Origin of the sequence: Streptomyces sp. NPDC086554, assembly GCF_040686095.1 — a bacterium.
In the GTDB taxonomy this organism is placed as follows: Bacteria; Actinomycetota; Actinomycetes; order Streptomycetales; family Streptomycetaceae; genus Streptomyces.
In genome coordinates this window covers 1-24,380 of record NZ_JBFBJK010000015.1, presented here as the reverse complement: position 1 = coordinate 24,380, position 24,380 = coordinate 1, and the positions used below count along the sequence as shown (strand labels likewise).

The 24,380-nt window shown below is 68.4% G+C and carries 18 protein-coding genes and 1 tRNA gene; 6 read left to right on the top strand and 13 right to left on the bottom strand.

Features of this window, described 5'->3' with window-relative positions:
* Nucleotides 1-60 precede the first annotated feature (60 nt).
* Nucleotides 61-1,455, top strand: a complete 1,395-nt coding sequence (locus tag AB0O76_RS24525; protein ID WP_365495104.1) for an aminotransferase class V-fold PLP-dependent enzyme — start codon at nucleotides 61-63, stop codon at nucleotides 1,453-1,455.
* Nucleotides 1,452-2,885, top strand: coding sequence for a SidA/IucD/PvdA family monooxygenase (locus AB0O76_RS24520; RefSeq protein WP_365495101.1), 1,434 nt, complete (start codon nucleotides 1,452-1,454; stop codon nucleotides 2,883-2,885). The genes AB0O76_RS24525 and AB0O76_RS24520 overlap by 4 nt, the downstream gene beginning before the upstream one ends.
* Here the strand turns inward: AB0O76_RS24520 and AB0O76_RS24515 are convergent.
* Nucleotides 2,875-3,285: a hypothetical protein gene (locus AB0O76_RS24515; RefSeq protein ID WP_365495098.1), complete on the bottom strand. Its 411-nt coding sequence runs from the start codon at nucleotides 3,283-3,285 to the stop codon at nucleotides 2,875-2,877. The genes AB0O76_RS24520 and AB0O76_RS24515 overlap by 11 nt on opposite strands.
* 51 nt (nucleotides 3,286-3,336) lie before the next feature.
* Nucleotides 3,337-5,139, bottom strand: a complete 1,803-nt coding sequence (locus AB0O76_RS24510) for a 5'-nucleotidase C-terminal domain-containing protein (RefSeq protein WP_365495095.1) — start codon at nucleotides 5,137-5,139, stop codon at nucleotides 3,337-3,339.
* Nucleotides 5,140-5,306: 167 nt separating this feature from the next.
* Between AB0O76_RS24510 and AB0O76_RS24505 the strand changes: the two genes are divergently transcribed.
* Entirely contained in the window at nucleotides 5,307-6,032 is a 726-nt protein-coding gene (locus AB0O76_RS24505) for an SIMPL domain-containing protein (RefSeq protein WP_365495092.1), read from the top strand.
* Nucleotides 6,033-6,189: 157 nt separating this feature from the next.
* Nucleotides 6,190-7,626, top strand: a complete 1,437-nt coding sequence (gene pyk / locus AB0O76_RS24500; RefSeq protein ID WP_365495090.1) for a pyruvate kinase — start codon at nucleotides 6,190-6,192, stop codon at nucleotides 7,624-7,626.
* A 17-nt stretch (nucleotides 7,627-7,643) separates the two neighbouring features.
* Here pyk and AB0O76_RS24495 read toward each other — a convergent pair whose 3' ends face one another.
* The 3 genes from AB0O76_RS24495 to AB0O76_RS24485 all read right to left on the bottom strand — a co-directional run bounded on the left by AB0O76_RS24495 (nucleotide 7,644) and on the right by AB0O76_RS24485 (nucleotide 10,628).
* A complete protein-coding gene (locus tag AB0O76_RS24495) occupies nucleotides 7,644-9,551 on the bottom strand; it encodes an alkyl sulfatase dimerization domain-containing protein (RefSeq protein ID WP_365495087.1) in 1,908 nt (635 codons plus the stop codon).
* A 117-nt stretch (nucleotides 9,552-9,668) separates the two neighbouring features.
* Entirely contained in the window at nucleotides 9,669-10,457 is a 789-nt protein-coding gene (locus tag AB0O76_RS24490; protein ID WP_365495084.1) for a helix-turn-helix domain-containing protein, read from the bottom strand.
* An 87-nt stretch (nucleotides 10,458-10,544) separates the two neighbouring features.
* Nucleotides 10,545-10,628: transfer RNA gene (locus tag AB0O76_RS24485), tRNA-Leu, on the bottom strand.
* A gap of 104 nt (nucleotides 10,629-10,732) precedes the next feature.
* Here AB0O76_RS24485 and AB0O76_RS24480 point away from each other — a divergent pair.
* On the top strand, nucleotides 10,733-11,389 hold the full coding sequence (locus AB0O76_RS24480) for a response regulator (protein WP_365495081.1): 657 nt from the start codon (nucleotides 10,733-10,735) through the stop codon (nucleotides 11,387-11,389).
* 79 nt (nucleotides 11,390-11,468) lie between these two features.
* Here the strand turns inward: AB0O76_RS24480 and AB0O76_RS24475 are convergent, their stop codons facing one another.
* The 8 genes from AB0O76_RS24475 to AB0O76_RS24440 all read right to left on the bottom strand — a co-directional run bounded on the left by AB0O76_RS24475 (nucleotide 11,469) and on the right by AB0O76_RS24440 (nucleotide 21,428).
* Nucleotides 11,469-12,185, bottom strand: coding sequence for an ABC transporter ATP-binding protein (locus AB0O76_RS24475; protein WP_365495078.1), 717 nt, complete (start codon nucleotides 12,183-12,185; stop codon nucleotides 11,469-11,471).
* Nucleotides 12,185-13,051, bottom strand: a complete 867-nt coding sequence (locus tag AB0O76_RS24470) for an ABC transporter ATP-binding protein (RefSeq protein ID WP_365495075.1) — start codon at nucleotides 13,049-13,051, stop codon at nucleotides 12,185-12,187. Before AB0O76_RS24470 ends, AB0O76_RS24475 begins: the two co-directional genes overlap by 1 nt.
* A 3-nt stretch (nucleotides 13,052-13,054) precedes the next feature.
* On the bottom strand, nucleotides 13,055-14,899 hold the full coding sequence (locus tag AB0O76_RS24465) for a branched-chain amino acid ABC transporter permease (protein ID WP_365495073.1): 1,845 nt from the start codon (nucleotides 14,897-14,899) through the stop codon (nucleotides 13,055-13,057).
* A gap of 5 nt (nucleotides 14,900-14,904) precedes the next feature.
* Nucleotides 14,905-15,834 (bottom strand): branched-chain amino acid ABC transporter permease, encoded by a 930-nt coding sequence (locus AB0O76_RS24460; protein WP_365495070.1) that lies wholly within the window; start codon nucleotides 15,832-15,834, stop codon nucleotides 14,905-14,907.
* A 155-nt stretch (nucleotides 15,835-15,989) separates the two neighbouring features.
* Complete coding sequence (locus AB0O76_RS24455; RefSeq protein ID WP_365495067.1) at nucleotides 15,990-17,237, bottom strand: branched-chain amino acid ABC transporter substrate-binding protein; 1,248 nt, start codon at nucleotides 17,235-17,237, stop codon at nucleotides 15,990-15,992.
* Nucleotides 17,238-18,103: 866 nt separating this feature from the next.
* Nucleotides 18,104-18,496 carry a hypothetical protein gene (locus AB0O76_RS24450; protein ID WP_365495064.1) on the bottom strand — a complete coding sequence of 131 codons (393 nt, stop codon included), beginning with the start codon at nucleotides 18,494-18,496 and terminating at the stop codon, nucleotides 18,104-18,106.
* 105 nt (nucleotides 18,497-18,601) lie between these two features.
* Nucleotides 18,602-19,075: a hotdog fold thioesterase gene (locus tag AB0O76_RS24445; RefSeq protein WP_365495061.1), complete on the bottom strand. Its 474-nt coding sequence runs from the start codon at nucleotides 19,073-19,075 to the stop codon at nucleotides 18,602-18,604.
* Nucleotides 19,076-19,133: 58 nt separating this feature from the next.
* Nucleotides 19,134-21,428 carry an FdhF/YdeP family oxidoreductase gene (locus tag AB0O76_RS24440; protein WP_365495058.1) on the bottom strand — a complete coding sequence of 765 codons (2,295 nt, stop codon included), beginning with the start codon at nucleotides 21,426-21,428 and terminating at the stop codon, nucleotides 19,134-19,136.
* Between the two features lie 122 nt (nucleotides 21,429-21,550).
* On the opposite strand from AB0O76_RS24440, the gene polA reads away from it, so the two are divergent.
* On the top strand, nucleotides 21,551-24,292 hold the full coding sequence (polA, locus tag AB0O76_RS24435) for a DNA polymerase I (RefSeq protein ID WP_365495055.1): 2,742 nt from the start codon (nucleotides 21,551-21,553) through the stop codon (nucleotides 24,290-24,292).
* Nucleotides 24,293-24,380: the final 88 nt, after the last annotated feature.

The window sequence follows — 24,380 nt, the reverse complement described above, 5'->3', positions numbered from 1 at the left end:
TGCCGTGCGCGTGGCGTACAGGCTGGTGCCCCGCCCGTGCGCACCCGAAGGACGTCCCCCATGAGCACTCCGCCGCCCCTCGCCGGAGGTGTCCAGGGTCCCGCCGCGCTGCGGCCGCTGCTCGCCGTCACCCTGGACGCCCTGCGCGACGGGGCGCTCGCGCGCGGCGGTCCGCTGCCCGCCGGCGGGCCCACCGCCGTCGCCCTGCGGGTGCGCGAGGCCACCGGCGACGTGCTGCCCGCGCGCGGCGAAGGCGCCGAAGTCGCCCTGCGCGCACTGGTGCGAGCCGTCGCCGCGGGGGCCGCCGACCCGGCCGACGCGCTGTGCGCCGCCCATCTGCACTGCCCGCCGCTCGCGCTCGCCGTCGCCGCCGACCTCGCCGCGTCCGCGCTCAACCCGTCCATGGACTCCTGGGACCAGGCACCCGCGGCCTCCGCGATCGAGGTCCAGGTCACCCGCGCCCTCGCGGCAGAGGTGTACGGCGCAGATCCCGCGGGCGACGCCCTGGTCACCACCGGCGGCACCGAGTCCAACCAGCTCGCGCTGCTCCTGGCCCGCGAGCACACCGTCGCCCACGGCCCCGTGCACGTCCTCGTCGGCGAGAACGCCCACCACTCGCTCCCCCGCGCCGCCTGGCTCCTCGGCATGCCCGAACCGGCCGTGGTCCCCGCCCCTTCGGGCACCCTCGACCCCGTCGCGCTCGACGAGGCGCTCAGCCAGCTCACAGGACCGCCAGGATCGGTCCTCGTCGCCGCCACCGCGGGCACCACCGACGCCGGGCTCATCGACCCCATCGACCAGATCGCCGACCTCTGCGCCGCCCACGGCGCCCGCCTCCACATCGACGCCGCGTACGGCGGCGGGCTCCTCTTCAGCGACGTACGAAGAGAACTGCTGCGCGGCATCGAGCGGGCCGACAGCGTCACCCTCGATCTGCACAAGCTCGGCTGGCAGCCCGTCGCCACCGGGCTGCTCCTGGTCCGCGACCCGCGCGACCTCCGCATCCTCGGCCACCACGCCGACTACCTCAACGCCGACGACGACACCGAAGCGGGCCTCCCCGACCTCCTCGGCCGCTCCCTGCGCACCACCCGCAGGCCCGATGTCCTGAAGATCGCCGTGACGCTGAAAGCCCTCGGGCGGGACGGCATCGGCGCTCTCGTCGACCAAGTGTGCGCGCGGGCCGACGAGTTCGCCGACCTCGTCGCCGCGCACCCCGGCTTCGAGCTCTACGACCGGCCCGCCATCAGCACCGTCCTCTTCCGGCCCGCAGGCGCCGACGACGAGCACATCGCGCACGTCAGGCGGCACCTGCTCGGCGAAGGCAGCGCCGTCCTCGGCAGGGCCCGGCTCGAAGGACGCCGCTGGCTCAAGGCCACCCTGCTCAACCCCTACACCCGGCCCGGCGAACTCGCCGAGATCCTGAAGCTCGTGGAAGGAACCACCCCCCGATGACCGGCCAGAACGCGCAGCCCACCCCACCGCTCACCACGCCCGACGAACCCCGGGACCTGGTCGGCATCGGCATCGGCCCCTTCAACCTCTCCCTCGCCGCCCTCGCCCAGCCGCTGGCCGGTCTCGACACCGTCTTCTACGAACAGCGGCCCGGCTTCCACTGGCACCCGGGGCTCCTCATCGAAGGGTCCAGTCTCCAAGTCCCTTTCCTGGCCGACCTGGTGACTCTTGCCGACCCGGCGAACCCCTGGTCCTTCCTCAGCTACCTCAAGACCAGTGAGCGGCTCTTCCCGTTCTACTTCGCCGAGCGGTTCCACATCCAGCGCGCCGAGTACGACGCCTACTGCCGCTGGGTCAGCGAGAACCTGCCCGGGCTGCACTTCGGACACCAGGTCGACGCGGTGCGCTGGAACGCCGAACGGGCCCTCTTCGAGGTCGACTTCACCCAGCTGGACGCGGAGGGAGAAGCCGAGGCGCTCGGCCGGACATACACGAGGAACGTCGCCCTCGGGGTCGGCACCGCACCGTACATTCCTGAGCCCCTGAAGCCCCTCGCGGACGCCCCCGCCGTGCCGGTGATCCACGCCTCGGACTATCTCCTGCACCGCGACCGTCTGCTCGACGCCGAGCACATCACCGTCATCGGCTCGGGCCAGTCCGGCGCCGAGGTCTTCCTCGACCTGCTGGGGCGCCGCCCCGTGGGCGCCGAGAAGCTCCACTGGCTGGCCCGCACCGAGGCCTTCGCGCCCATGGAGTACTCCAAGCTCGGCCTGGAACACTTCACGCCCGACTACACCCGCTACTTCCACGCCCTGCCCGAAGCCGTGCGCGACGGCCTCGTCCCGCACCAGTGGCAGCTGCACAAGGGCATCGACGCCGACACCATCGCCGCCATCCACGACGAGCTCTACCGGCGCACCCTGCACGGCGGCTGGCCCGACGCCGTCCTCACCCCCGGCGTCAGCGTGCGCACCGCGGGCCGCGTCGCCACCACCCGCGTCGAGCTCCACCTGGAACATCTCCAGCAGGGCACCCGCTCCCGCCTCACCACCGACGCCGTCGTCCTTGCCACCGGCTACCGCGAGCGACCCCTCGGCCAACTCCTTGGCGGCCTCGACGCGTTCATGCGCAGGGACGCATCCGAACGCCCCCGCATCGACGAGCGGTACCGCCTCGTCCTCGACCCGTCCGTCACCGGCCACGTCTACGTCCAGAACGCCGAGCGCCACACCCACGGCGTCGGCGCCCCCGACCTCGGCCTCGCGGCCTGGCGCAGCGCCACCATCCTCAACTCCGTCACGGGCAAGGACCCTTACCCGCTGCCCCGGCGCACGGCATTCACCAGCTTCGGGCTCCAGGAGCCGCAGGGCCGCGAGACGGTCACCACCATCGGGGAACAGCGGAGCAACCTCGTACGCCTCAAGAGCTGAGCTCTCCCACCGGCGCCACAGCCTTCCGCGTCCTCGGGCACGACCACACCGCCACGCCCTTCACCACCCCGGCCTCCAGCGGATGGGAGCCGGGGTGGGTGGGGCACTCGGGCCACGTCGCGGGCTTCAGGGCTGCGCACAGCTCCTCGACGGCCCAGTCCTGGACCTGGTCCGCGAGATCCGCCACGCGCTCGGCGGGGCTCTGCCACGCGGAGACGGAGACGCCCTGGCCCGAGCCACCAGGCGCGTAGAGCATGATCACGTCCTCGCCGAGCCTCATGAAGTCCCGCTCCTCATGGACGATCGGCCGCACGGCGCACGTGGCCCTCACGTCCCGGAGCACGACGTCGAGCGCCTCCGCGAGTGCCCTGTCCTTGAGATGTACGAGCTGGTCATCCATGAACGCGATTGTGCGCCGCGCGCCGCCGTCACGTCGCGCAAATACTCCCGCTCAGAAGACCGGCGTGCCGTCCCGGGTCAGCTTCCAGTCCACCGTCGCGAACGTGCCCGGGTCGACCGTGCCCTTCGCCTGCACCCACTGGATAATCGTGTTGCGGATTTCGTCCGAGTTCGCCCACAGCTGCTTGGCGCCCGCGATGTGCGGGAAGTTCCCGCCGCCGCCGGCACGGTAGTTGTTCACCGCCAGCACGAACTCGGCCTTGGGATCGATCTCCTTGCCGTCGAAGCTGAACTTCACGATCCGGGAGCCCGCCGCCTTGGCGATGTCGATCTCGTACGTCACGCCGTACAGCGCGTCGTAGTTGTAGTCCGGGATGTTGTCCGCGTTCGTGAGCCTCGCCGGATCGACCGGCGCGCCGACCGCCGTCTGCACGTAGTAGCGGGCCGAGAACTCCAGATACTCCTTCAGCTGCGCGCCCGTCACGATCCGCGCCTCCAGGGTGTTCTCGAACGGGTAGAGGCCCGCCGCGTCCTTGATGGTGATCTCGCCCTGCGGGATCTTCGCCGTGCGCGAGAAGCACGAGGCCTGGGAGAGCACGGGCAGCGCCGCGTACTGGCCGCCCTTGAGCGCCTCCTTGACCGTCTCCGCCTGGACATGGTTGATCAGGTCGATGATCGGCACGTCCTTGTACGGGCCTTCGGCCGTGCTCATCGCCTGCGTCGACGTGCCGATGACCTGGTTGACGTACGCGACGACCTTCTTGTGCTCGTCCCCCAGCAGCTTGGTGACCTTCGCGTCCTCCGCCGCCGTATTGGAGTTGAGGACCTGCGCGCCCACCTTCTCCACCGTCCAGCGGCCCTTCGACCACACCAGGTCGAAGTCGAAGAGGGTGAGGCGCTGGCCCCACTTCAGAGGCTCGGAGAGGACGACCTTCTTGCCGGTCTCCTTGTTCTCCACGAAGTACTCGGCGATCTCCGTGTGCGCGTGCCCGACCAGGATCGCGTCGATCCCGGGCACCTGCTCGGCCACCAGACCGGCCGCGTTCTCGATGTACGGCAGCTGGTCACCGTACGAAGAGGTGCCGCTGGAGCCGGAGTGCGCCGAGACGATCACGACGTCCGCGCCCATGGACCGCAGCTTCGGCACCCACTTCGCCGCCTGCTCCTCCAGGCCCGGGAACGTCATCTTGCCCCGGACGTTCGCCTTGTCCCAGATCGCGATGCCGGGATTGGTCAGGCCGAGCACCGCCACCTTCACGTCCCGGCCGTGCGGGGTGCGAAGACGCTTCATGAAGTACGGCGGGAAAGCGGGCTTCTGCGTCTTCGCGTCGAGCGCGTTCGCACCGAGCAGCGGGAAATCGCACTGCTCCTCGAATTTCCGGAGCACCGGAATTCCGTAGTTGAACTCGTGGTTGCCGAGCGCCGCCGCGTCGTAGGCGATGCTGTTCATCGCCTGCGCCATCGGATGGACCGGGCCGCGCTCGGCGGTGATCGGGTCGATCTTGGCGTAGTAGTACGAGAGCTGGGTGCCCTGAATGGTGTCGCCCGCGTCGATGAGAAGCGTGTTGCGGCGGCCTCTCTCCTCGCGGATCTCGTTCACGAGCGTCGAGATCTTCGCCAGGCCCACGTCGTTGTGGTCCTTGTCGTCGAACTCCTTGTCCGTGAAGTAGTCCCAGTTGAAGACGTTGCCGTGCAGGTCCGTGGTGCCCATGACGGTGAACGAGTACCGCTTCTTCGGCCGGGCGGGCTTCCCGGACGCCTGGGCGACGGCGGGCGGCGCGGCGGCCACGCCTCCGGCGAGCACCACGCCCGTGGCTGCGGACTTCCCCAGGAACTTCCGGCGGTTCAGCGGCATTTCGTACTCCCCTTGGACCTTTGGTCGACCGATGTAACGCGCGTAGATTCTGTCGCCGACCGCCCCACCGGCAACAGACCCCGCAGGTTTCGATCCGGTGACTGTCCGGTGCCGCGCGCCACGTCCGACGGCTGTGCGGTGCGGCCGACCGGTGCGAGAGTGGCCGCATGGATGACACGACCCCCACCCCGTCCGGCACCACCACTCCGTTCGGCACCCCCGACGCCCCGCGCCTCGCCGTCAAGGGCGAGGCCCACCTGGAAGTCGACCCCGAGATCGCCCGCATCGGCATCACCGTGAGCGCGCGCGGCAGCGACCGGCGCGACGCCCTGAACGACCTGACGCGGCGCAACGCCGCCGTCCTCGACCTCATCAAGTCGTACGGCGAAGCGGTGGAGAAGCTGGAGACCGGGGCCTTCTCCATCACCCCCGAACTCACCAAGCGGGGCAAGGGCGAACGCGTCCGCACCTACCACGGGCGGGTCACCGTCACCGCCGAACTCACCGACTTCACCGCACTCGGCGAACTCACCACCCGGATCGCCGACTTGGAGCTGACCCGGGTGGACGGGCCGTGGTGGTCGCTGCGGCCCGACTCACCCGCCCACCGCCAGGCCCGCCAGCAAGCGGTCCGGGAAGCGGTGCAGCGGGGCCGGGAGTACGCGGAGGCGCTGGGGGCCGGTCTTGCCGCCCTTGTGGAGCTCGCCGACATCGGCGCGGAGAACGCGGCGCCGTACGGCTACGGGGGAGCGCCGACCGCCATGCGCTCGGTCGCGTACGGAGGCGCCGCGGACATGGCCCAGGAGGCGGCGCCCCTGGACCTCGAACCCCAGCGGCAGCGCGTCTACGCACAGGTCAACGCGCGCTTCACCATGACGCCTCCGCAGCTGTAGCCACAGATGTGCTTGACAGTGCGGGGCGCTTGGTAAATCGCTCATCAGAGCAGCGCCCCGCACAATTCAACACTTGTCAATAACCTTTCACGCAAAGGTTGTTGAGTAGTCATGCCCAGCCAATTCTCTACCCGCCGGTAAGGCCTAGGGTCGAACCATGCGCCGAGCAAAAATCGTTTGTACTCTGGGCCCCGCCACCGACTCGTACAACCAGATCAAGGCACTGGTCGACGCCGGAATGGACGTGGCCCGCTTCAACCTCAGCCACGGCACCTACGCCGAGCACGAGGAGCGCTACCAGCGCGTACGCAAGGCCTCCGACGAGAGCGGCCGCAGCGTCGGCGTCCTCGCCGACCTTCAAGGCCCGAAGATCCGCCTCGGCCGCTTCAGCGAAGGTCCCGTACTTCTCGAACGGGGCGACGAATTCACCATCACCGTCGAGGAAGGCGTCCAGGGCGACCGCCAGACCTGCGGCACGACCTACGGCGGACTCGCCGAGGACGTCACCCCCGGCGAGCGCATCCTCGTGGACGACGGCAAAGTGACCCTGGAGGTCACCGCGGTCGACGGCCCCCGCGTCACGACCACAGTCGTCGAGGGCGGCATGGTCTCCGACAACAAGGGCCTCAACCTCCCCGGCGTCGCGGTCTCCGTACCCGCCCTCTCCGACAAGGACGAGGCCGACCTCCGCTGGGCCCTGCGTTCAGGATTCGACGTCATCGCCCTGTCCTTCGTACGCAGCGGACGCGACATCGAGGACGTCCACCGCATCATGGACGAGGAAGGCCGCAGGCTCCCCGTGATCGCCAAGGTGGAGAAGCCGCAGGCGGTCGAGAACATCGAGGACATCGTCGCCGCCTTCGACGGCATCATGGTCGCCCGCGGCGACCTGGGCGTCGAAATGCCCCTGGAGCAGGTGCCGATCGTCCAGAAGCGCGCCATCAAGCTCGCCAAGCGCAACGCCAAGCCGGTCATCGTCGCCACCCAGATGCTCGACTCGATGATCGACAACTCCCGGCCCACGCGCGCCGAGGCCTCCGACGTCGCCAACGCCGTGATCGACGGCACGGACGCGGTGATGCTCTCCGGCGAGACCAGCGTCGGCAAGTACCCCATCGAGACGGTCCGCACGATGGGCCGCATCGTCGAGGCCGCCGAGGAGGACATCCTCGCCAAGGGCCTCCCGCCGCTGACCGAGCGCAGCAAGCCCCGCACACAGGGCGGCGCGGTGGCCCGCGCGGCCGCCGAGATGGGCGACTTCCTCGGCGCCAAATTCCTCGTCGCCTTCACCCAGTCCGGCGACACGGTCCGCCGCCTCTCCCGCTACCGCTCACCGATCCCACTCCTCGCCTTCACCCCCGACCGGGCGACACGCTCACAACTGAACCTCACCTGGGGCGTGGAGACCTTCCTCGGCCCGCACGTCGAGTCGACGGACGCGATGGTGAACCAGGTAGACGAACTCCTCCTCAAGCTCGGCCGCTGCGAACGCGGCGACATCGTGGTCATCACGGCGGGCTCCCCGCCCGGCGTCCCCGGCTCGACCAACCTCGTCCGCATCCACCACATCGGCGAGGACGACACCCCCAAGTAGCCGTTCTCCCATCGCCCCTACGGCGTGACGATGGCGAAAGCCGAATCCGGCTTGTCCACCACGCCGAGCAGATCGGACAGCAGCGAGGCGTCACCCTCGACCTTGATATCACCGAGCCCCTTGCCGCCCAGCATGGCGAGCAACTGGGGCTTGGTCATGGTGAGGGTGACACCCGCGTCCGGGCTCTTCTCCGTGTCGCTGCGATACGTCAACACGCCATTCCGCAGCGTCAGATGCCAGACCTTCCCGAGGGCCGGAAGGCTCCAGTCCATCCGCAGATTCAACTCCCACGCCCGGGGGCCGTTGATCCGGACCGCCACGGAGTCGATCAACTGATCCACCGACAACGCCATCAACATGTCCGCGCTCGTCACGGACGTCGGAGAGTCCCGTACACCCTCACGCAACTCCTGGGCACCCATCAGATAGAAGTTCCGCCAGACCGCGTTCTCCGATGCCTGCCCCAACTTCACGTACAGCTCGGCGAGTTCGGCCTTGGCCGCCTTGTGCCCGGGGTCGGCGAACACCACATGATTCAGCAGCGTCACCGCGAACCGCAGATCGCCGCTCCTGGCGAACACCTTCGCCTTGGCGACCGTCGCGGTGCGGCCCCCCATCGCCTTGACGTACCGCTTGGCCTCCTCGACCGGCGGGTGCTCCCACAGGTGCGCGGGATTGCCGTCGAACCAGCCCATGTACCGCTGGTAGATGCCCTTCACGTTGTGGCTGAGCGAGCCGTAGTAGCCGCGGTTCGCCCACACCCCGGCGAGCGTGGGCGGCAACTCGATCTCCTCGGCGATCTCGCGCCCCGTCATCCCCGCATTGATCATCCGCAACGTCTGATCGTGCATGTACGCATACAGATCCCGCTGCTGCTCAAGCAGTTCGACGATCGTGTCGCCACCCCACGTCGGCCAGTGATGCGAGGCGAAGGCGACATCGACCCGCCCGTCGAACAGCACCACCGACTCGTCGAGATACCGCGCCCACTGCCGGGCATCCCGCACCTGCGCGCCACGCAACGTGATGATGTTGTGCATCGTGTGTGTCGCGTTCTCGGCCATGCAGACGGCGCGCAGGTCCGGGAGTACGAAGTTCATCTCCGCGGGCGCCTCGGTCCCCGGCGTCATCTGGAACTCGAACTTCACGCCGTCGACGGTCTCGACCTGGCCGGTCTCCGTGATGTCCTTCGTCGGCGGGATCAGCCCGATCGACCCGACGGAAACGGTCTGCCCGAGCCCGCAACCGATCTGCCCCGCAGGGGACTTGGGCAGCGTGGCGCCGTACATGTAGCCGGAGCGCCGCTGCATCGCCGTACCCGCGTACACGTTCTCGGACACCGCGTGCTCCATGAACCCGTCGGGTGCCAGGATCGGTACGCCGTCCTCGGCACCCGCCGGCAGCACGCCACGGCAGCCGCCGAAGTGGTCGACGTGGGGGTGGGTGTAGATGAGCCCGGTGACCTTCTTGTCGCCACGGTGCGTGCGGAACAGCTTCAGCGCGGCAGCGGCTGTCTCCGCCGAGATCAGCGGATCGATGACGATGATCCCGGTGTCGCCCTCGATGATCGTCATGTTCGACAGATCGAGGCCGCGGACTTGGTAGATCCGGTCGGCGACCTTGTAGAGGCCCTGCTTCGACACGAGCTGGGACTGCCGCCACAGGCTCTTGTTCGCGGACTTGGGCGCGTCCTTCTTCAGGAAGTCGTACGCGTCGTTGTCCCAAATGACCTGGCCCTTGGCGTTCTTCACGACACCCGGAGTGAGGGCGGCTATGAACCCCTTGTCGGCGTCGGCGAAGTCGTCACCGCCCTTGCTCGTGCCCTCGCGGTCGATCGCGGAGGCGGTGTGCGGGTTCAGGGCCACGGCCGCCGCGGCGGCACCCGCGGCGGCGACTACGAAACTGCGCCGGTTCAAGGGAGTCATGGGGCCGAAGATCGCAGCGGGGTACGGGGCGGTCAAGGAATCGGCGGGGATTTGGGGCAGCTCCCAGGGTGGGCCGGGGAGGGGAGTGACGCGTCCTATTGCGCGGGCGGGGTTGAGTCAGTATTTGGGGCCTACATGGGTGTCCATGAGGGCTACGGAGGCTTTGCGGGCGATGGAGATGTTGAAGGGGTCGCTGCCGCGGGCGAGGGAGGTCCACTCGACGCCGACCTTGTCGAGGGTGTCAGTGAAGAGTTTCCGGATGTCGTCCGACTTGTTGCTGAAGAAGTAGCGGGGGTACTCGTAGCGCTTCAGCTCGCCGCCGACGGTCTTCTGTGTCCAGTTGGCGATCCGACAGCCGTCGGAGTGGATGAGTCCACGGATGAACTGCCAAGGGTGAGCGTCAATGATTGTCTGCTGCCAGGGCTCTAGCATGATGCGGCGTTCGTGCTTCTTGCCTGCTCCGTGCTGCGGAAACATGCACCACAGGTGGTTCGAGTAGACCTTGACGTTGTGGCACCCGGTCCTACGGACTCGGCAGACGGAGTTGTCCGGGAAGACAGCCTGCATGGCCTGCTCGCAATCGTCCATGAGCCCTGGCCATGCGTCTCCGCAGGCGATCATGAGGCTGGGGACTCGGTGGCCGGAGTACTGGATGATGTGCCCGTCTCCGAGATATAGCCCTAGGAGATACGAATACGCGGAGGCATCGAGCTCGCGACCGTCACATCGCGGGCACTTAGGGTTGGGTCTGCCCGGACACTCTCCCCGTTTGGCACGATCCATGTGCAGCCAGTAGCTGATGGTGCCGAGCGGGACATTCAGCTGGCGGGCAACGTCGGCGTTCTTCGTCCCGCCTCGGAGCAGTGTGAGTGCCTTCTGTCGTACCTCTGTGCCGTGGAAGTTCATGCGGCCACTCTGTGCGACTGATCGTGGCGGTACGTAGCAAAAAGCGGATGTTCACGAGAACGTGAACATCCGCTTCCTGTGTGAAAGTGCCCGGTGTGGGATTCGAACCCACATGCCCATAGGGCACGGCATTTTGAGTGCCGCGAGTCTCACCAGTTCCTCCAACCGGGCAGGCTGGTCGGCTGTCAGGAAGTGTACCGGGTCACCGCGTGCCGCTGCAGCTAGGTAGGCTGGCGAGGCAGCTGTACCTGCCCGGCCCGTAACAAGGAGCCCCCGTGACTTCCCCCGAGTCGCCCCAGCCCGTAGCCGATGACGACGACAAGTCGCACGTGCCTCCGCTGACGACCCGTGTCGTCATCGCCGAGGACGAGGCTCTTATCCGGCTCGACCTCAAGGAAATGCTCGAGGAGGAGGGCTACAGCGTCGTCGGCGAGGCCGGTGACGGTCAGAAAGCCGTCGAGCTGGCCCGGGAGCACAAGCCCGATCTGGTGATCCTGGACGTGAAGATGCCCGTCCTCGACGGCATCTCGGCGGCCGAGAAGATCGCCGAGGAGAGCATCGCCCCGGTCCTCATGCTCACCGCCTTCTCGCAGCGCGACCTCGTCGAGCGGGCCAGGGACGCGGGCGCGATGGCGTACCTGGTGAAGCCCTTCAGCAAGACCGACGTCGTCCCGGCCATCGAGATGGCCGTCTCGCGCTTCACGGAGCTGAAGACGCTGGAGAAGGAGGTCGCGGACCTCACCCTGCGTCTGGAGACCCGGAAGCTGGTGGATCGCGCGAAGTCGATCCTGCAGACCGAGTACGGCCTGACGGAGCCCGCCGCGTTCCGGTGGATCCAGAAGACGTCGATGGACCGGCGGCTTTCGATGCAGCAGGTCGCGGAGGCCGTCATCGAGGACGCCGAGGAGAAGAAGGCGTCCAAGGGGCAGTAGCTCCCGCGTACGTACGTAAGAGGCCCGCACCCCGTATCTACGGGGCGCGGGCCTCTTACGTACGTACGCGAAGTGCTGCTCAGTCCTCGCCGAGGTACGCCTTGCGCACCGACTCGTCGTGCAGCAGATCGTTCCCCGAGCCGGACAGGACGATCTTGCCGACCTCCATGACATGGCCGTGATCGGCGAGGGAGAGCGCCGCCTGGGCGTTCTGCTCGACGAGCAGGATGGTCGTGCCCTGGGACTTGAGCTCGGCGATCGTCGCCATGATCCGCTGCATCATGATCGGCGAAAGGCCCATGGAGGGCTCGTCGAGCATGAGCAGTTTCGGCTGGGACATCAGGGCGCGCCCCATGGCGAGCATTTGCTGCTCACCGCCGGAGAGGGTGCCCGCGGCCTGCTTGCTGCGTTCCCCGAGAATGGGGAAGAGCTCGTAGGCGCGCTTGATGTCCTTTTCGATGCCTGCTTTGTCGCCGCGGAGATACGCGCCGAGCCGCAGATTGTTCTCGATCGTCATGCGCGGGAAAATGTGCCGCCCCTCGGGGGAGTGGGCGAGACCGAGCGCGACGATCTGGTCGGCGCGGTATTTCCGCAGCGGTTTTCCGTTGAATCGGATGGTGCCGCCGACCGGCTTGAGAAGGCCGGAGAGCGTGCGCAGGGTGGTGGTTTTTCCTGCGCCGTTGGTGCCGATCAGGGTGACGACCTCGCCGGCTTCGACCTTGAAAGAGATGCCTTTGACGGCTTCGATCTTGCCGTAGGCGACTTTGAGGTCTTCGACTTCGAGCAGTGTGGTCATCAGTGGTTCTCCTCGTCGCCCGAGCCGCCGGTCTCCGTGCTGCCGGGGTCTCCTTCGAAGGGCTCGCCCAGATATGCGGCGATGACGCGGTCGTCCTGCTGGACGGTCTCGCTGTCGCCTTCGACGAGTTTCTCGCCCTGGACGAGTACGGCGACGCGGTCGCACAGGTTGAAGATGAAGCGCATGTCGTGCTCGATGACGAGTACGGCGATGCCCATGTCCCGGATGGCGAGGACGAGTTCCTCGGTGGCGCGGGTTTCCTGCGGGTTCATGCCCGCGGTCGGCTCGTCCAGGAGGAGCAGGCCCGGCTCGCTGGCAAGGGCGCGGGCGATCTCCAGCTTGCGCTGCTCGCCGTAGGGCAGGTTGCGCGAGAGGTGCTCGGCCTTGTCGGCGAGGCCGACGAACTCCAGGAGCTCCATCGCGCGTTCCTTGGACGCGGCCTCCGCCTTGTGGAAGCCGGGGCCGCGCAGGAGGGCTGACCAGAGGCCTTCCTTCGTACGTGTGTGGCGGCCGACCAACACATTCTCGAGGACCGTCATGTTGGCGAAGAGCCGGATGTTCTGGAAGGTGCGGGCCACGCCGGCCGCGGTGACTTTGAAGGACTTGCTGGGCAGGACTTTGCCCTTGTACCGGACCTCGCCCTCGCTGGGGATGTAGAGGCCGGTGAGGCAGTTGAAGAAGGTGGTCTTGCCCGCGCCGTTCGGGCCGATCAGGCCGACGATCTCGCCGCTGTTGACCTGGAGGTCGACCGAGCGTACGGCGGTCAGGCCGCCGAAGCGCATGGTGACGTCCCGGGCGTCCAGGACGGTCTCGCCGGCCGGCGCCGCGGGGGCGCTGCCCTTGCTGGTGGTGGTGTCGGTGGTCATGGCTCAGGCCCCTGTCTTGCTGAGGACTGTGGGAGGCGGCGTGTCGCCGGGGGCCAGTTCGGCCTCGTGGAATTCGAGCTGGCGGCGGCGGTTGGGGATCAGACCTTCGGGGCGGAAGCGCATGAGGAGCGCGAGCGCGAGACCGAAGGCGAACAGCTGGTAGTCGCCGAGGAACGACAGCTTGCTCGGGATCAGGTAGAGCAGCGCCGCGCCGACCAGGGGGCCGCTGATGGTGCCCATGCCGCCGAGGACGACGGCGGCGAGCAGGAACGCGGAGTTCGGCGGGACCGTGTTGGCGAACTGGTATTGCTCGGGGGTGACGGTGTAGGTGACGTGCGCCTGTACCGTTCCGGCGAGTCCGGCGAGCGAGGCGCCGAGGGCGAAGGCGATGAGCTTCACGCGGAAGCCGTTGATGCCCATGGCGAGCGCCGCGGTCTCGTCCTCGCGGATGGCGACCCAGGCGCGGCCGATCCGGGAGTCGCCGCTGCGCCGGAAGACGAGGACGACGACGAGGGTGATGAGCAGCATCAGGAAGAAGTAGTTCGCGAAGCGGCCGATGGTGAAGCCGCCGAAGGTGTGCTCGATGCCGAAGTCGAATCCGAGGATCTTGAGGTTCGGGATCGAGGAGATGCCGTTGGAGCCGTTGGTGATGTCGGGGCCCGATGTGCCGTCGGAGTTCATGGCGACGAGCCGGAAGATTTCACCGAAGCCGAGCGTGACGATGGCGAGGTAGTCGCCGCGCAGTCGCAGTGTCGGGGCGCCGATGAGCACGCCGAAGACCAGTGAGGCGCCCGCGCCGACGAGGATGGCTCCCCAGAACGGCAGGTGCACGTCGAAGGGGGACGAGGGCGATCCCGACACCATGGATGCGGCGTACGCGCCGACGCCGAGGAAGGCGACGTATCCGAGGTCGAGGAGTCCCGCGAGGCCGACGACGATGTTCAGGCCGAGTGCCACGGTCGCGAAGATCAGGATGTACACGCCGATGGTGGCGTACTGGTCGTCGCTCTGGGTGAAGGGGAAGGCCGCTGCGGCGGCGAACGCACCGGCGAGCGTGATGTTGCGGTGCCGTCCGGTGTACGTGGAGATCTGGGCGACGAGCCCTGCCTTGGAGAGCGCGGCGAAGCCGAACCCGACGGTGACGAGGAAGCCGATGAAGAGCTCGTCGTACTCGGTGCCGATGCCGTAGGTGAAGACGAGCAGGCCTACGGAGAGCGCCGCGATGATGATCAGGATCTCGATGTACGAGGAGAGCTTGCGCGGTGTGGGCGGTGCCTCGGCGGCGAACGCGCCCTTGAAGACGGTCATCGCGTTGCGCATGCGGTGCTTGAACTGTTCGCTGCCGCTGTCCTCGGGGTCGACCGGGTAGGTGTGCGGCCGTTTGAAGGGCAGGGCGAGGGCGCCGAGCAGGGCGGCGAGCGTGGCTATGCCGGCCACCCAGCCGCCGGCTTCGAGGTTGGCGAGCCCGCCGAGCTGGTAGCTGATCGCGATGAGCGTGTACCAGGTGGTGGCGAAGGCGGCGAGCGCTGCGTATTTGAGCGCGGCGTCGGCTCCGCCGGGAGCGATGGCGCGTACGCCCTTGACTCCGTACGAGGCGAGGCCGAGGAGTGCGGTGAGGGCGCCGACGATGAGGACGAGCACTTGGAGGCCACCGGGGTAGCCGTAGACGGTGAGGTCGCCGGGGAAGGCTGCGGTCCAGGTCCAGGCGAGGAACGCGGAGATGACGGTGAGGACACCGCCGCCGGTCGCCAGTGCGCGGGCGGGGCCCTCGGGGATGGCGATGAGGCCGGTGGGGGTGTTGTCCTGCTTGGGGCTCGGCGTGTCGGCCGCAGTGGTCTGTGTGGTCATGGTTGTCACGCCCTGTCCGCGACGCGCTCGCCAAGGAGACCTTGTGGCCTGACGAGGAGTACGACGATGAGGAGTACGAAGGCCCAGACGTCGGCCCAGGACTGCCCGCCGAGCTGGCTCATGCCGGGGATGTCGTTCATGTAGGCGGTGGCCATGGCTTCGGCGATGCCGAGGACGAGGCCGCCGAGCATGGCGCCGTAGATGTTGCCGATGCCGCCGAGCACGGCGGCGGTGAACGCCTTGAGGCCCCAGAGGAAGCCCATGCGGAATTGGACCTCGCCGTACCGGAAGCCGTAGGCGACGGCGGCGATGCCGGCGAAGGCGGCGCCGATGGCGAAGGCGACGACGATGACGCGGTCGGTGTTGACACCCATCAGCTTGGCGGTGTCGGGGTCCTGCGCGGTGGCCTGCATGCCGCGGCCGACGCGGGTCTTCATCACGAACCAGCCGAGGGCGAACATGCAGATCGGGGCGGTGATCAGCAGGAAGATGTCGCCGGGCTGGATGGTGACGGAGCCCATGTGGATGGAGTCGCCGGGCATTTCGGGGAAGGTGCGGGACGACTTCGCGTTGGGGTACCAGGCCCAGACGGCCTGCTGCAGGGCCAGCGAGAGGCCGATGGCGGTGATGAGGGGTGCGAGGCGGGGTGCGCCGCGCAAGGGGCGGTAGGCGAAGCGTTCGGCTCCGACCGCTATGAGGGTGGAGACGATCACGGCACCTATGAGCATCAGCGGCAGGGCGAGCCACATGCTGGTGCCGCCCGGCAGCCAGAGCCACACGGTGAGGGCGCCGAAGCCGCCGACCATGAAGATCTCGCCGTGGGCGAAGTTGATGAGCTGGACGATGCCATAGACCATTGTGTAGCCGATGGCGATCAGGCCGTACATGGATCCCAGTAGCAGGCCATTGACCAGCTGTTGCGGCAGTTCGTGCACCGCAGGTCCTCCGAGTCTTTCGGTGCCGTGCGGCCTGTTTGCGGTGGCGGGGGGGCCTCGCGGTGGCCGGACGGCTCAGGTGACGGATGCGACGCCGCGCGGGGCGCTGCAGAGGCAGCGCCCCGCGCGGTTTGTGTCGTGGGCTGCGGGGAGGGTCAGCCGGTGTAGGTACCGGACTCGACGGGCTTCCAGCCCTTGGCCGGGTCCTCGGTGGACTTGACCTCGTACACGGTGAGTTGCTTGTTGGTGGCGTCGCCGTACTGGTCGAAGGAGACCTTGCCGGTCACACCGTCGAAGGAGACGTCCTGCATGGCTTCGACGATCTTCTCGCGGGCGTCGTCGGGCAGCTTGCCGTCGTTGTCCTCGACGACCTTCTTGACCGCTTCGATGATCGCCCAGGCGGAGTCGTAGGAGTAGCCGCCGTAGGCCTCGTAGGCTTCCTTGTAGCCGGCCTTCTTGTAGTTCGCGATGAACTCCTTGGCGGACGGCAGTTTCTCGACGGGCTGGCCGACGGAGGTGGCGAAGTCGCCCTTGCCCTCCTTGCCGGCGAGCTTGACGAAGTCGGCGCTGTAGATGCCGTCGCCGCCGGCGAGCGGGATGTTGGCACCGGCCTTCTTCATCTGCTTGCTGAGCGGTCCTGCCGCGGGGTACTCGCCGCCGTAGTAGACGACGTCCGCGTCCGAGTTCTTGATCTTGGTGGCGACCGCGCCGAAGTCCTTGGTGTCCGGGTTCACGTGCTCGGTGCCGGCGACCTTGCCGCCGAGCTTGGTGAACTCGTCCTTGAAGGTGGCGGCGAGGCCCGCGCCGTAGGTCTTCTTGTCGTCGACGACGAAGACCTTCTTCTTCTTGGCCTTGTTGTACAGGTACTGCGCGGCGAACGGACCCTGGATGGCGTCGGTGGTCGCCGTACGGAAGTAGGCCTTGTACGGGCGGACCTTCTTGCCGCCGTTCCAGTCCTGGCCCTGGGTCATGGCCGGGTTGGTGTTGGCGGGGGAGACCTGGACGAGCTTCGCGTCGTCGAAGACCTTCTGCATCGACTCGCCGACGGAGGAGTTCAGGGGGCCGACGGCGCCGAGGATTTCCTTGTTGGCGACGAACTTCGTGGCGTTGGTCTGGCCCGAGGCGGGCTGCCCCTGGTCGTCGGCGGACTCCACCTTGAAGGTGATGCCGTCGACGTACTTCTTCTCGTTGGCCTGCTTGGCGGCGAGATCCACGGAGTTGCGGATGCCGAGGCCCAGCGCGGACAGGTCACCGGTCAGCGGCGCGTCGACACCGATGACGACGGTGGTGCCGCCGCCCGCGGAGTCTCCCTTGTCCTTGTCGTCGCGCGAGCCACAGGCGGTGAGGGTGAGTGCCCCCGCGGTGAGTGCTGCGGTGATGGCTATGAGCGAACGTTGACGCACGATCAGTCCTTTCCCCTGGCACGGCCCTCCCCTGTTGGGTGGCCGAGTCGTGCGCGGAACCGAACTGAGAGGAATCCGGTGGGCGCGGTGACTGGCCGTGACTCTAAGGGCCGAATTGTTCCTGGTGGAGTGGTCAGGCCAAAGGTGTGACGCTCTTGTTATGCCAGGGAGTATTCCGGGCTGGAACTCAGGGGGTGGATGGGGCGGAATACGCCACCTTCGGCGCATCCCGCATGCTGAGACCTTGCAGGACTGTCAGGGTGTTTTACTCATGACATCAGCGTTCGGGGGGCATGCAGCTGTCAGGGCCCGGGAAAGATCTTTTGCGTACGCCGATCCGAGGATGAAGCTCTGTATCTGCATTGCCCGCGCATTACGCAGTGTTACGACGAGGAAAGGGAGTCCGGCATCCCGTGGCACATTTCGACATTCGCGAATGTGCATGGTGATTCGTGCTGTACGAGGGGTTCCCGTTTTCACCGTGAATGGGGTATGGGGGGAGGCCGTGACCGAAAGCGACGCTGACGGCTGGGCGATCCGTCTGACGGACACCGGGGGACCCGAGTCCTGACTGAGGCCGACGGTGAAGCTGAAGGTGCGGTCGCCGGCCCGCGGGTGCGTCATGTCGCCCGTGTACTTCACGGACACGGTCTGCGACGGGTGGAGCGGTGGCGGCGGTGCCGGGGGCCGTGGGCGGGTCAGGTAGAGGCTGAGCCCGGCGGCCCCGACGAGCGCGGCCGTGGCGAGGGCGAGCGCGGTGCGGCGGCGACGGGTGAGGAGCGGGCGAGGACGGACGGGGCGTGCGGAGCCCTGGACCTCGTGGGCGTCATAGGTGTCCTCACCGGGCTCGATGGGGCCGATGGCGTTCACACCCACGGCCCGCCGCTCGGCTCCCCGTCGCGGTAGCGCTTCTCGCACCGCTCGCGGGCCTCCCGGGCGATCAACTTCCGGCCCGCTTCGGCTCCTTGGCGCTTGCGCTCGGCGCGTGCCAGGTCGAGGGTCTCCCGCAGGATCATGTACTGGCCGTTGGAGAGGCCCATCGACTGATAGTCGCCGTACGTCTCCTTGCCCGAGTCGTAGATCTGCCGCCCCCACTGGGTGATCAGGGCCGTGCAGAGGTCTTCGGGGGAGGTGGTGGCGGGAGAGGGGGTGGGGGTGAGGGTGGGGGTGGGTGCGTCGGCGGAAGGGGAGCTCCCGCATCCGGTGGCGGCGAGGAGGGCGGTGAAGGCGAGCGCACAGAGCGGTTTCCGGTGCCTCATGCACCGACGCTAGACCGGAGCCGTACGCTCCGACAATGCATGCGGCGCGTCCGGCCCGTGAGGTGTGCGCCCGCCCCGCGAGGTGCGCGCCCGCCCTCAACCGCCTTATCCGGCAGAGCCGTTGGGTGCCACGTCGCGCAGCAGACAGGTCAGCCGCGCGGTGCACACCCGCTTGTCCTGCTCGTCGGTGATGACGATCTCGTACGTCGCCGTGGAGCGGCCCCGGTGCACGGGCGTCGCCACGCCGGTGACCAGGCCCGAGCGCGCGCCCCGGTGGTGCGTGCAGTTCAGGTCGACACCGACGGCGAGCTTCTCGCTGCCGCCGTGCAGCATCGAACCGACCGAGCCGAGGGTCTCGGCGAGCACGGCGGACGCGCCGCCGTGCAGCAGGCCGTACGGCTGGGTGTTGCCCTCGACCGGCATGGTGCCGACGACGCGGTCCGCGGAGGCCTCGACGATCTGGACGCCCATCCGGATGCCCAGGTCGCCCGCGGAGAACAGGGCGGGCAGGTCGACGCCGAGCGCGGCGTACTCGTCGATGACCTCTTGCGGGAACTTCACGCTGTGCTGCTCGCCCATGGGGCCCTGCTCCGTTCGTCGTCCACGGTTGTCGCTGTTCCTGTCGCTGAGCGAACGCTCAGTCGGTCCCTGATTGTTCCAGGCGTACGACGACGGACTTGCTGGCAGGGGTGTTGCTGGTGTCGGCGGTCGCGTCCAGCGGGATCAGCACGTTCGTCTCCGGGTAGTACGCCGCCGCGCAGCCCCGGGCCGTCGGATAGTGCACGATCCGGAAGCCGGGCGCGCGCCGCTCGACGCCGTCCTTCCACTCGCTGACGAGGTCCGCGTACGACCCGTCGGCGAGGTTCAGCTCGCGGGCGTCCTCGGGGTTGACCAGGACGACCCGGCGGCCGTTCTTGATGCCCCGGTAGCGGTCGTCCAGGCCGTAGATCGTGGTGTTGTACTGGTCGTGCGAGCGCAGCGTCTGCAGCAGCAGCCGTCCCTTCGGGACGGCGGGGAACTCGACCGGCGCCGCGGTGAAGTTGGCCTTGCCGGTCGCCGTGGGGAAGCGGCGCTCGTCGCGCGGGGCGTGCGGCAGGGTGAAGCCCGCGGGGTCGGCGACCTTCGCGTTGAAGTCCTCGAAGCCCGGGATCACGCGCGCGATGCGGTCGCGCACCGTCGCGTAGTCCTTCTCGAACTCCTCCCAGGGGGTGGCCGATTCGGGGCCGAGTACGCGGCGGGCGAGGCGGCACACGATGGCCGGCTCGGACAGCAGATGCGGGCTCGCGGGCTCAAGACGGCCGCGCGAGGCGTGCACCATGCCCATGGAGTCCTCGACGGTCACGAACTGCTCGGCGTGCTTCCCTTCCGGGGTGATCTGGATATCGCGCTCCGTTCGGCCCAGCGTCGGCAGGATCAGCGCACGCGCGCCCGTGATGGCGTGCGAGCGGTTCAGCTTCGTCGACACATGGACGGTCAGGCGGGCCTTGCGCATCGCCGCCTCCGTCACCTCCGTGTCGGGCGACGCCGCCACGAAGTTGCCGCCCATCGCGAAGAACACCTTCGCATCGCCGTCCCGCAGCGCCTTGATGGCGCGGACGACATCCAGGCCGTGCTCACGCGGCGGCGCGAAGCCGAACTCCTTCTCCAGGGCGTCCAGGAAGGCGGGCGCGGGCCGCTCGAAGATGCCCATCGTGCGGTCGCCCTGCACATTGGAGTGCCCGCGCACCGGGCACACGCCCGCGCCGGGGCGGCCGATGTTGCCGCGCAGCAGAAGGAAGTTGACGACCTCGCGGATGGTCGGCACGGCGTGCTTGTGCTGGGTCAGGCCCATCGCCCAGCACACGACGGTGCGCTGCGAGGCGAGGACCATGGAGAGGGCTTCCTCGATGCGCTCGCGGCTGAGGCCGGTCGCGGCGAGCGTCTCGTCCCAGTCGGCGTCCCGAGCGGCCTCGGTGAACTCCTCGTACCCATGGGTGTGTTCGCGGACGAACGCCTCGTCCACGGCCCCCTCGGTCTCCAGGATGAGCTTGTTCAGGAGACGGAACAGGGCCTGGTCGCCGCCGAGGCGGATCTGCAGGAAGAGGTCGGTGAGGGCGGTGCCCTTGAGCATGCCCTGCGGGGTCTGGGGGTTCTTGAAGCGCTCCATGCCCGCCTCGGGCAGCGGATTGACCGTGATGATCTTCGCGCCGTTGTTCTTCGCCTTCTCCAGGGCGGAGAGCATGCGCGGATGGTTCGTGCCCGGGTTCTGCCCGGCGACGATGATCAGGTCCGACTTGTAGAGGTCCTCCAGGAGGACGCTGCCCTTGCCGATCCCGATGGTCTCCGTGAGCGCGGAGCCCGACGACTCATGGCACATGTTCGAACAGTCGGGCAGGTTGTTCGTGCCCAGCTCGCGGGCGAACAGCTGGTACAGGAACGCCGCTTCATTGCTGGTGCGGCCCGAGGTGTAGTAGACGGACTCGTCCGGGCTCTCAAGGGTCGCGAGTTCCTCGGCGACGATGTCGAAGGCCCGCTCCCAGGAGACCGGTTCGTAGCGCTCGGCGCCCTCCGCCAGATACATGGGGTGGGTGAGGCGGCCCTGCTGCCCCAGCCAGTACCCACTGCGCGTGGCGAGGTCCGCGACGGGGTGCGCGGCGAAGAAGTCGGGGGTGACGCGGCGCAGCGTCGCCTCCTCGGCGACCGCCTTCGCGCCGTTCTCGCAGAACTCCGCCTTGTGCCGGTGCTCCGGCTCGGGCCAGGCGCAGCCGGGGCAGTCGAAGCCGTCCTTCTGGTTGACCCGCAGCAAGGTCAGCGCCGTGCGGCGCACACCCATCTGCTGCTGGGCCATCCGCAGCGTATGACCGATGGCGGGCAGCCCCGCGGCGGCGTGCTGCACCTCCGCGACCTGCGGCGCGTCCTGGACCGGATCACCCTTGGGCGGCTTGCTTGCCATGGTCGGCTCCCCTTCGAGCACGTACGTGAGCTACGTCTCCGATCCTCCCACGCGGCAGTGACAGGACGGCGGCGGGTGAGGGTTGGGCCTGACTGTCAGTGGGGCGTGGCAGGATCGGGGACGTGGCAGAAAAAGCAGCGAAGAAGAAGTCCGAGACCGCGACGAAGCCGAGTGGTGAGCAGCGCCCGCGCCTGCTCCTCATGGACGGGCACTCCCTGGCGTACCGGGCGTTCTTCGCGCTGCCCGCGGAGAACTTCACGACCGCGACGGGCCAGCCGACGAACGCGATCTACGGCTTCGCGTCGATGCTGGCGAACACGCTGCGCGACGAGGCGCCCACGCACTTCGCGGTGGCCTTCGACGTCTCGCGCAAGACGTGGCGCTCCTCGGAGTTCCCGGAGTACAAGGCGAACCGCTCCAAGACCCCGGACGAGTTCAAGGGCCAGGTCGAGCTGATCGGCGAGATGCTCGACGCGATGCACGCGGTGCGGTTCGCGGTGGACGGCTTCGAGGCGGACGACGTGATCGCCACGCTCGCCACCCAGGCCGAGGAGGCGGGCTTCGAGGTCCTGATCGTCACCGGCGACCGCGACTCGTTCCAGCTGATCACCGACCACGTGACGGTGCTCTACCCCACGAAGGGCGTCTCCGAGCTGACGCGCTTCACGCCGGAGAAGGTCCAGGAGAAGTACGGCCTCACGCCCGGCCAGTACCCCGACTTCGCGGCCCTGCGCGGCGACCCGTCGGACAACCTCCCCGGCATCCCCGGCGTCGGCGAGAAGACCGCCGCGAAGTGGATCAACCAGTTCGGTTCCTTCGCCGACCTGGTCGAGCGCGCCGAAGAGGTCAAGGGCAAGGCCGGGCAGAACTTCCGCGACCACCTGGACGCGGTGAAGCTGAACCGCCGGCTCACGGAGATGGTGCGCGACGTCGAGCTCCCCAAGACGGTCACCGACCTGGAGCGCGCTCCGTACGACCGCACGGCCCTGGCCATGGTGCTCGACACCCTGGAGATCCGTAACCCCTCGCTGCGCGAGCGGCTCCTCGCCGTCGACCCCGGCGCGGAGGAGGCCGAGGAGACGCCGGCCGAGCCCGGCGTGGAACTGGACGGCACGGTGCTCGGCGCGGGCGAGCTCGCCCCCTGGCTCGCCGAGCACGGCACGGCGGTCCTGGGCGTGGCCACGGTCGACACCTGGCAGCTCGGCACGGGCTCGGTGACCGAGGTGGCCCTCGCGGCGGCCGGAGGAGCGGCGGCGTGGTTCGACCCGTCCCGTCTGGACGAGGCCGACGAGAACGCGTTCGCGGCCTGGATCTCCGACCCGGCCAAGCCCAAGGTCCTGCACAACGCCAAGGGTGCGATGCGGGTCTTCCCCGAGCACGGCTGGACCGTGGACGGCGTCACCATGGACACGGCACTCGCCGCGTACCTGGTGAAGCCGGGCCGCCGCTCCTTCGCCCTCGACGCGCTGTCCCTGGAGTACCTGGGCCGTGAGCTCGCGCCCGCATCGGCGGCCGACGGCCAGCTCGCCTTCGGTACGGAGGAGGACGACCAGGCCGAGGCCGAGTCGCTGATGGCGCAGGCCCGCACGATCCTCGACCTGGGCACCGCCTTCGGCGAGAAGCTCCAGGAAGTCGGCGCGGCCGACCTCCTCAGGGACGTCGAACTGCCCACCTCCACCCTCCTGGCCCGCCTGGAGCGGCACGGCATCGCGGCGGACCGTGCCCATCTGGAGGCGATGGAGCAGCAGTTCGCGGGCGCGGTGCAGCAGGCGGTGAAGGAGGCGCACGAGGCGGCCGGGCACGAGTTCAACCTTGGCTCGCCCAAGCAGCTCCAGGAAGTCCTCTTCGGCGAGCTGAACCTCCCCAAGACGAAGAAGACGAAGACCGGCTACACCACGGACGCGGACGCCCTGGCCTGGCTCGCGGCCCAGACCGAGAACGAACTGCCGGTCATCATGCTGCGCCACCGCGAGCAGGCGAAGCTCCGCGTGACGGTCGAGGGCCTGATCAAGGCGATCGCCGCGGACGCCCGCATCCACACCACCTTCAACCAGACGGTGGCGGCGACGGGCCGTCTCTCCTCCACGGACCCGAACCTGCAGAACATCCCGGTCCGCACGGACGAGGGCAGGGCGATCCGCCGCGGCTTCGTGGTCGGCGAGGGCTTCGAGTCCCTGATGACCGCGGACTACAGCCAGATCGAACTGCGCGTGATGGCACACCTCTCCGAGGACGAGGGTCTCCTGGAGGCGTTCACATCGGGCGAGGACCTGCACACCACGGTCGCCTCCCAGGTGTTCGGCGTGGAGCGCTCGGACGTCGACGCCGAGATGCGCCGCAAGATCAAGGCCATGTCGTACGGCCTGGCTTACGGTCTGTCCGCGTTCGGCCTCTCCCAGCAGCTCAACATCGAGGCGGGCGAGGCCCGTTCGCTGATGGACACATACTTCGAGCGCTTCGGCGGCGTACGCGACTATCTGCGCCGAGCCGTCGACGAGGCCCGCGCGACGGGCTACACGGAGACGATGCTGGGCCGCCGCCGCTACCTCCCGGACCTCAACAGCGACAACCGCCAGCGTCGCGAGATGGCCGAGCGGATGGCTCTGAACGCCCCCATCCAGGGCACGGCAGCCGACATCGTCAAGATCGCCATGCTGAACGTGGACGCGGCCCTGACGAAGGCGAAGCTGAGCTCGCGGATGCTGCTCCAGGTCCACGACGAAATCGTCCTGGAGATCGCTCCGGGCGAGCGCGCGAAGGTGGAGAAGATCGTCCGCCGGGAGATGGCGGGAGCGGTGTCGCTTCGGGCGCCGCTGGATGTGTCGGTGGGGGATGGCGCGGACTGGGAGTCGGCAGCGCACTAGGGCCTGTCCGATGGGTCGGGCCGGTCTTCGCGCCGGGTGCCGATTCAGCAGGGCCGAGCGGGCCCTGGTGCGTGCAGCTGCAAGGCGG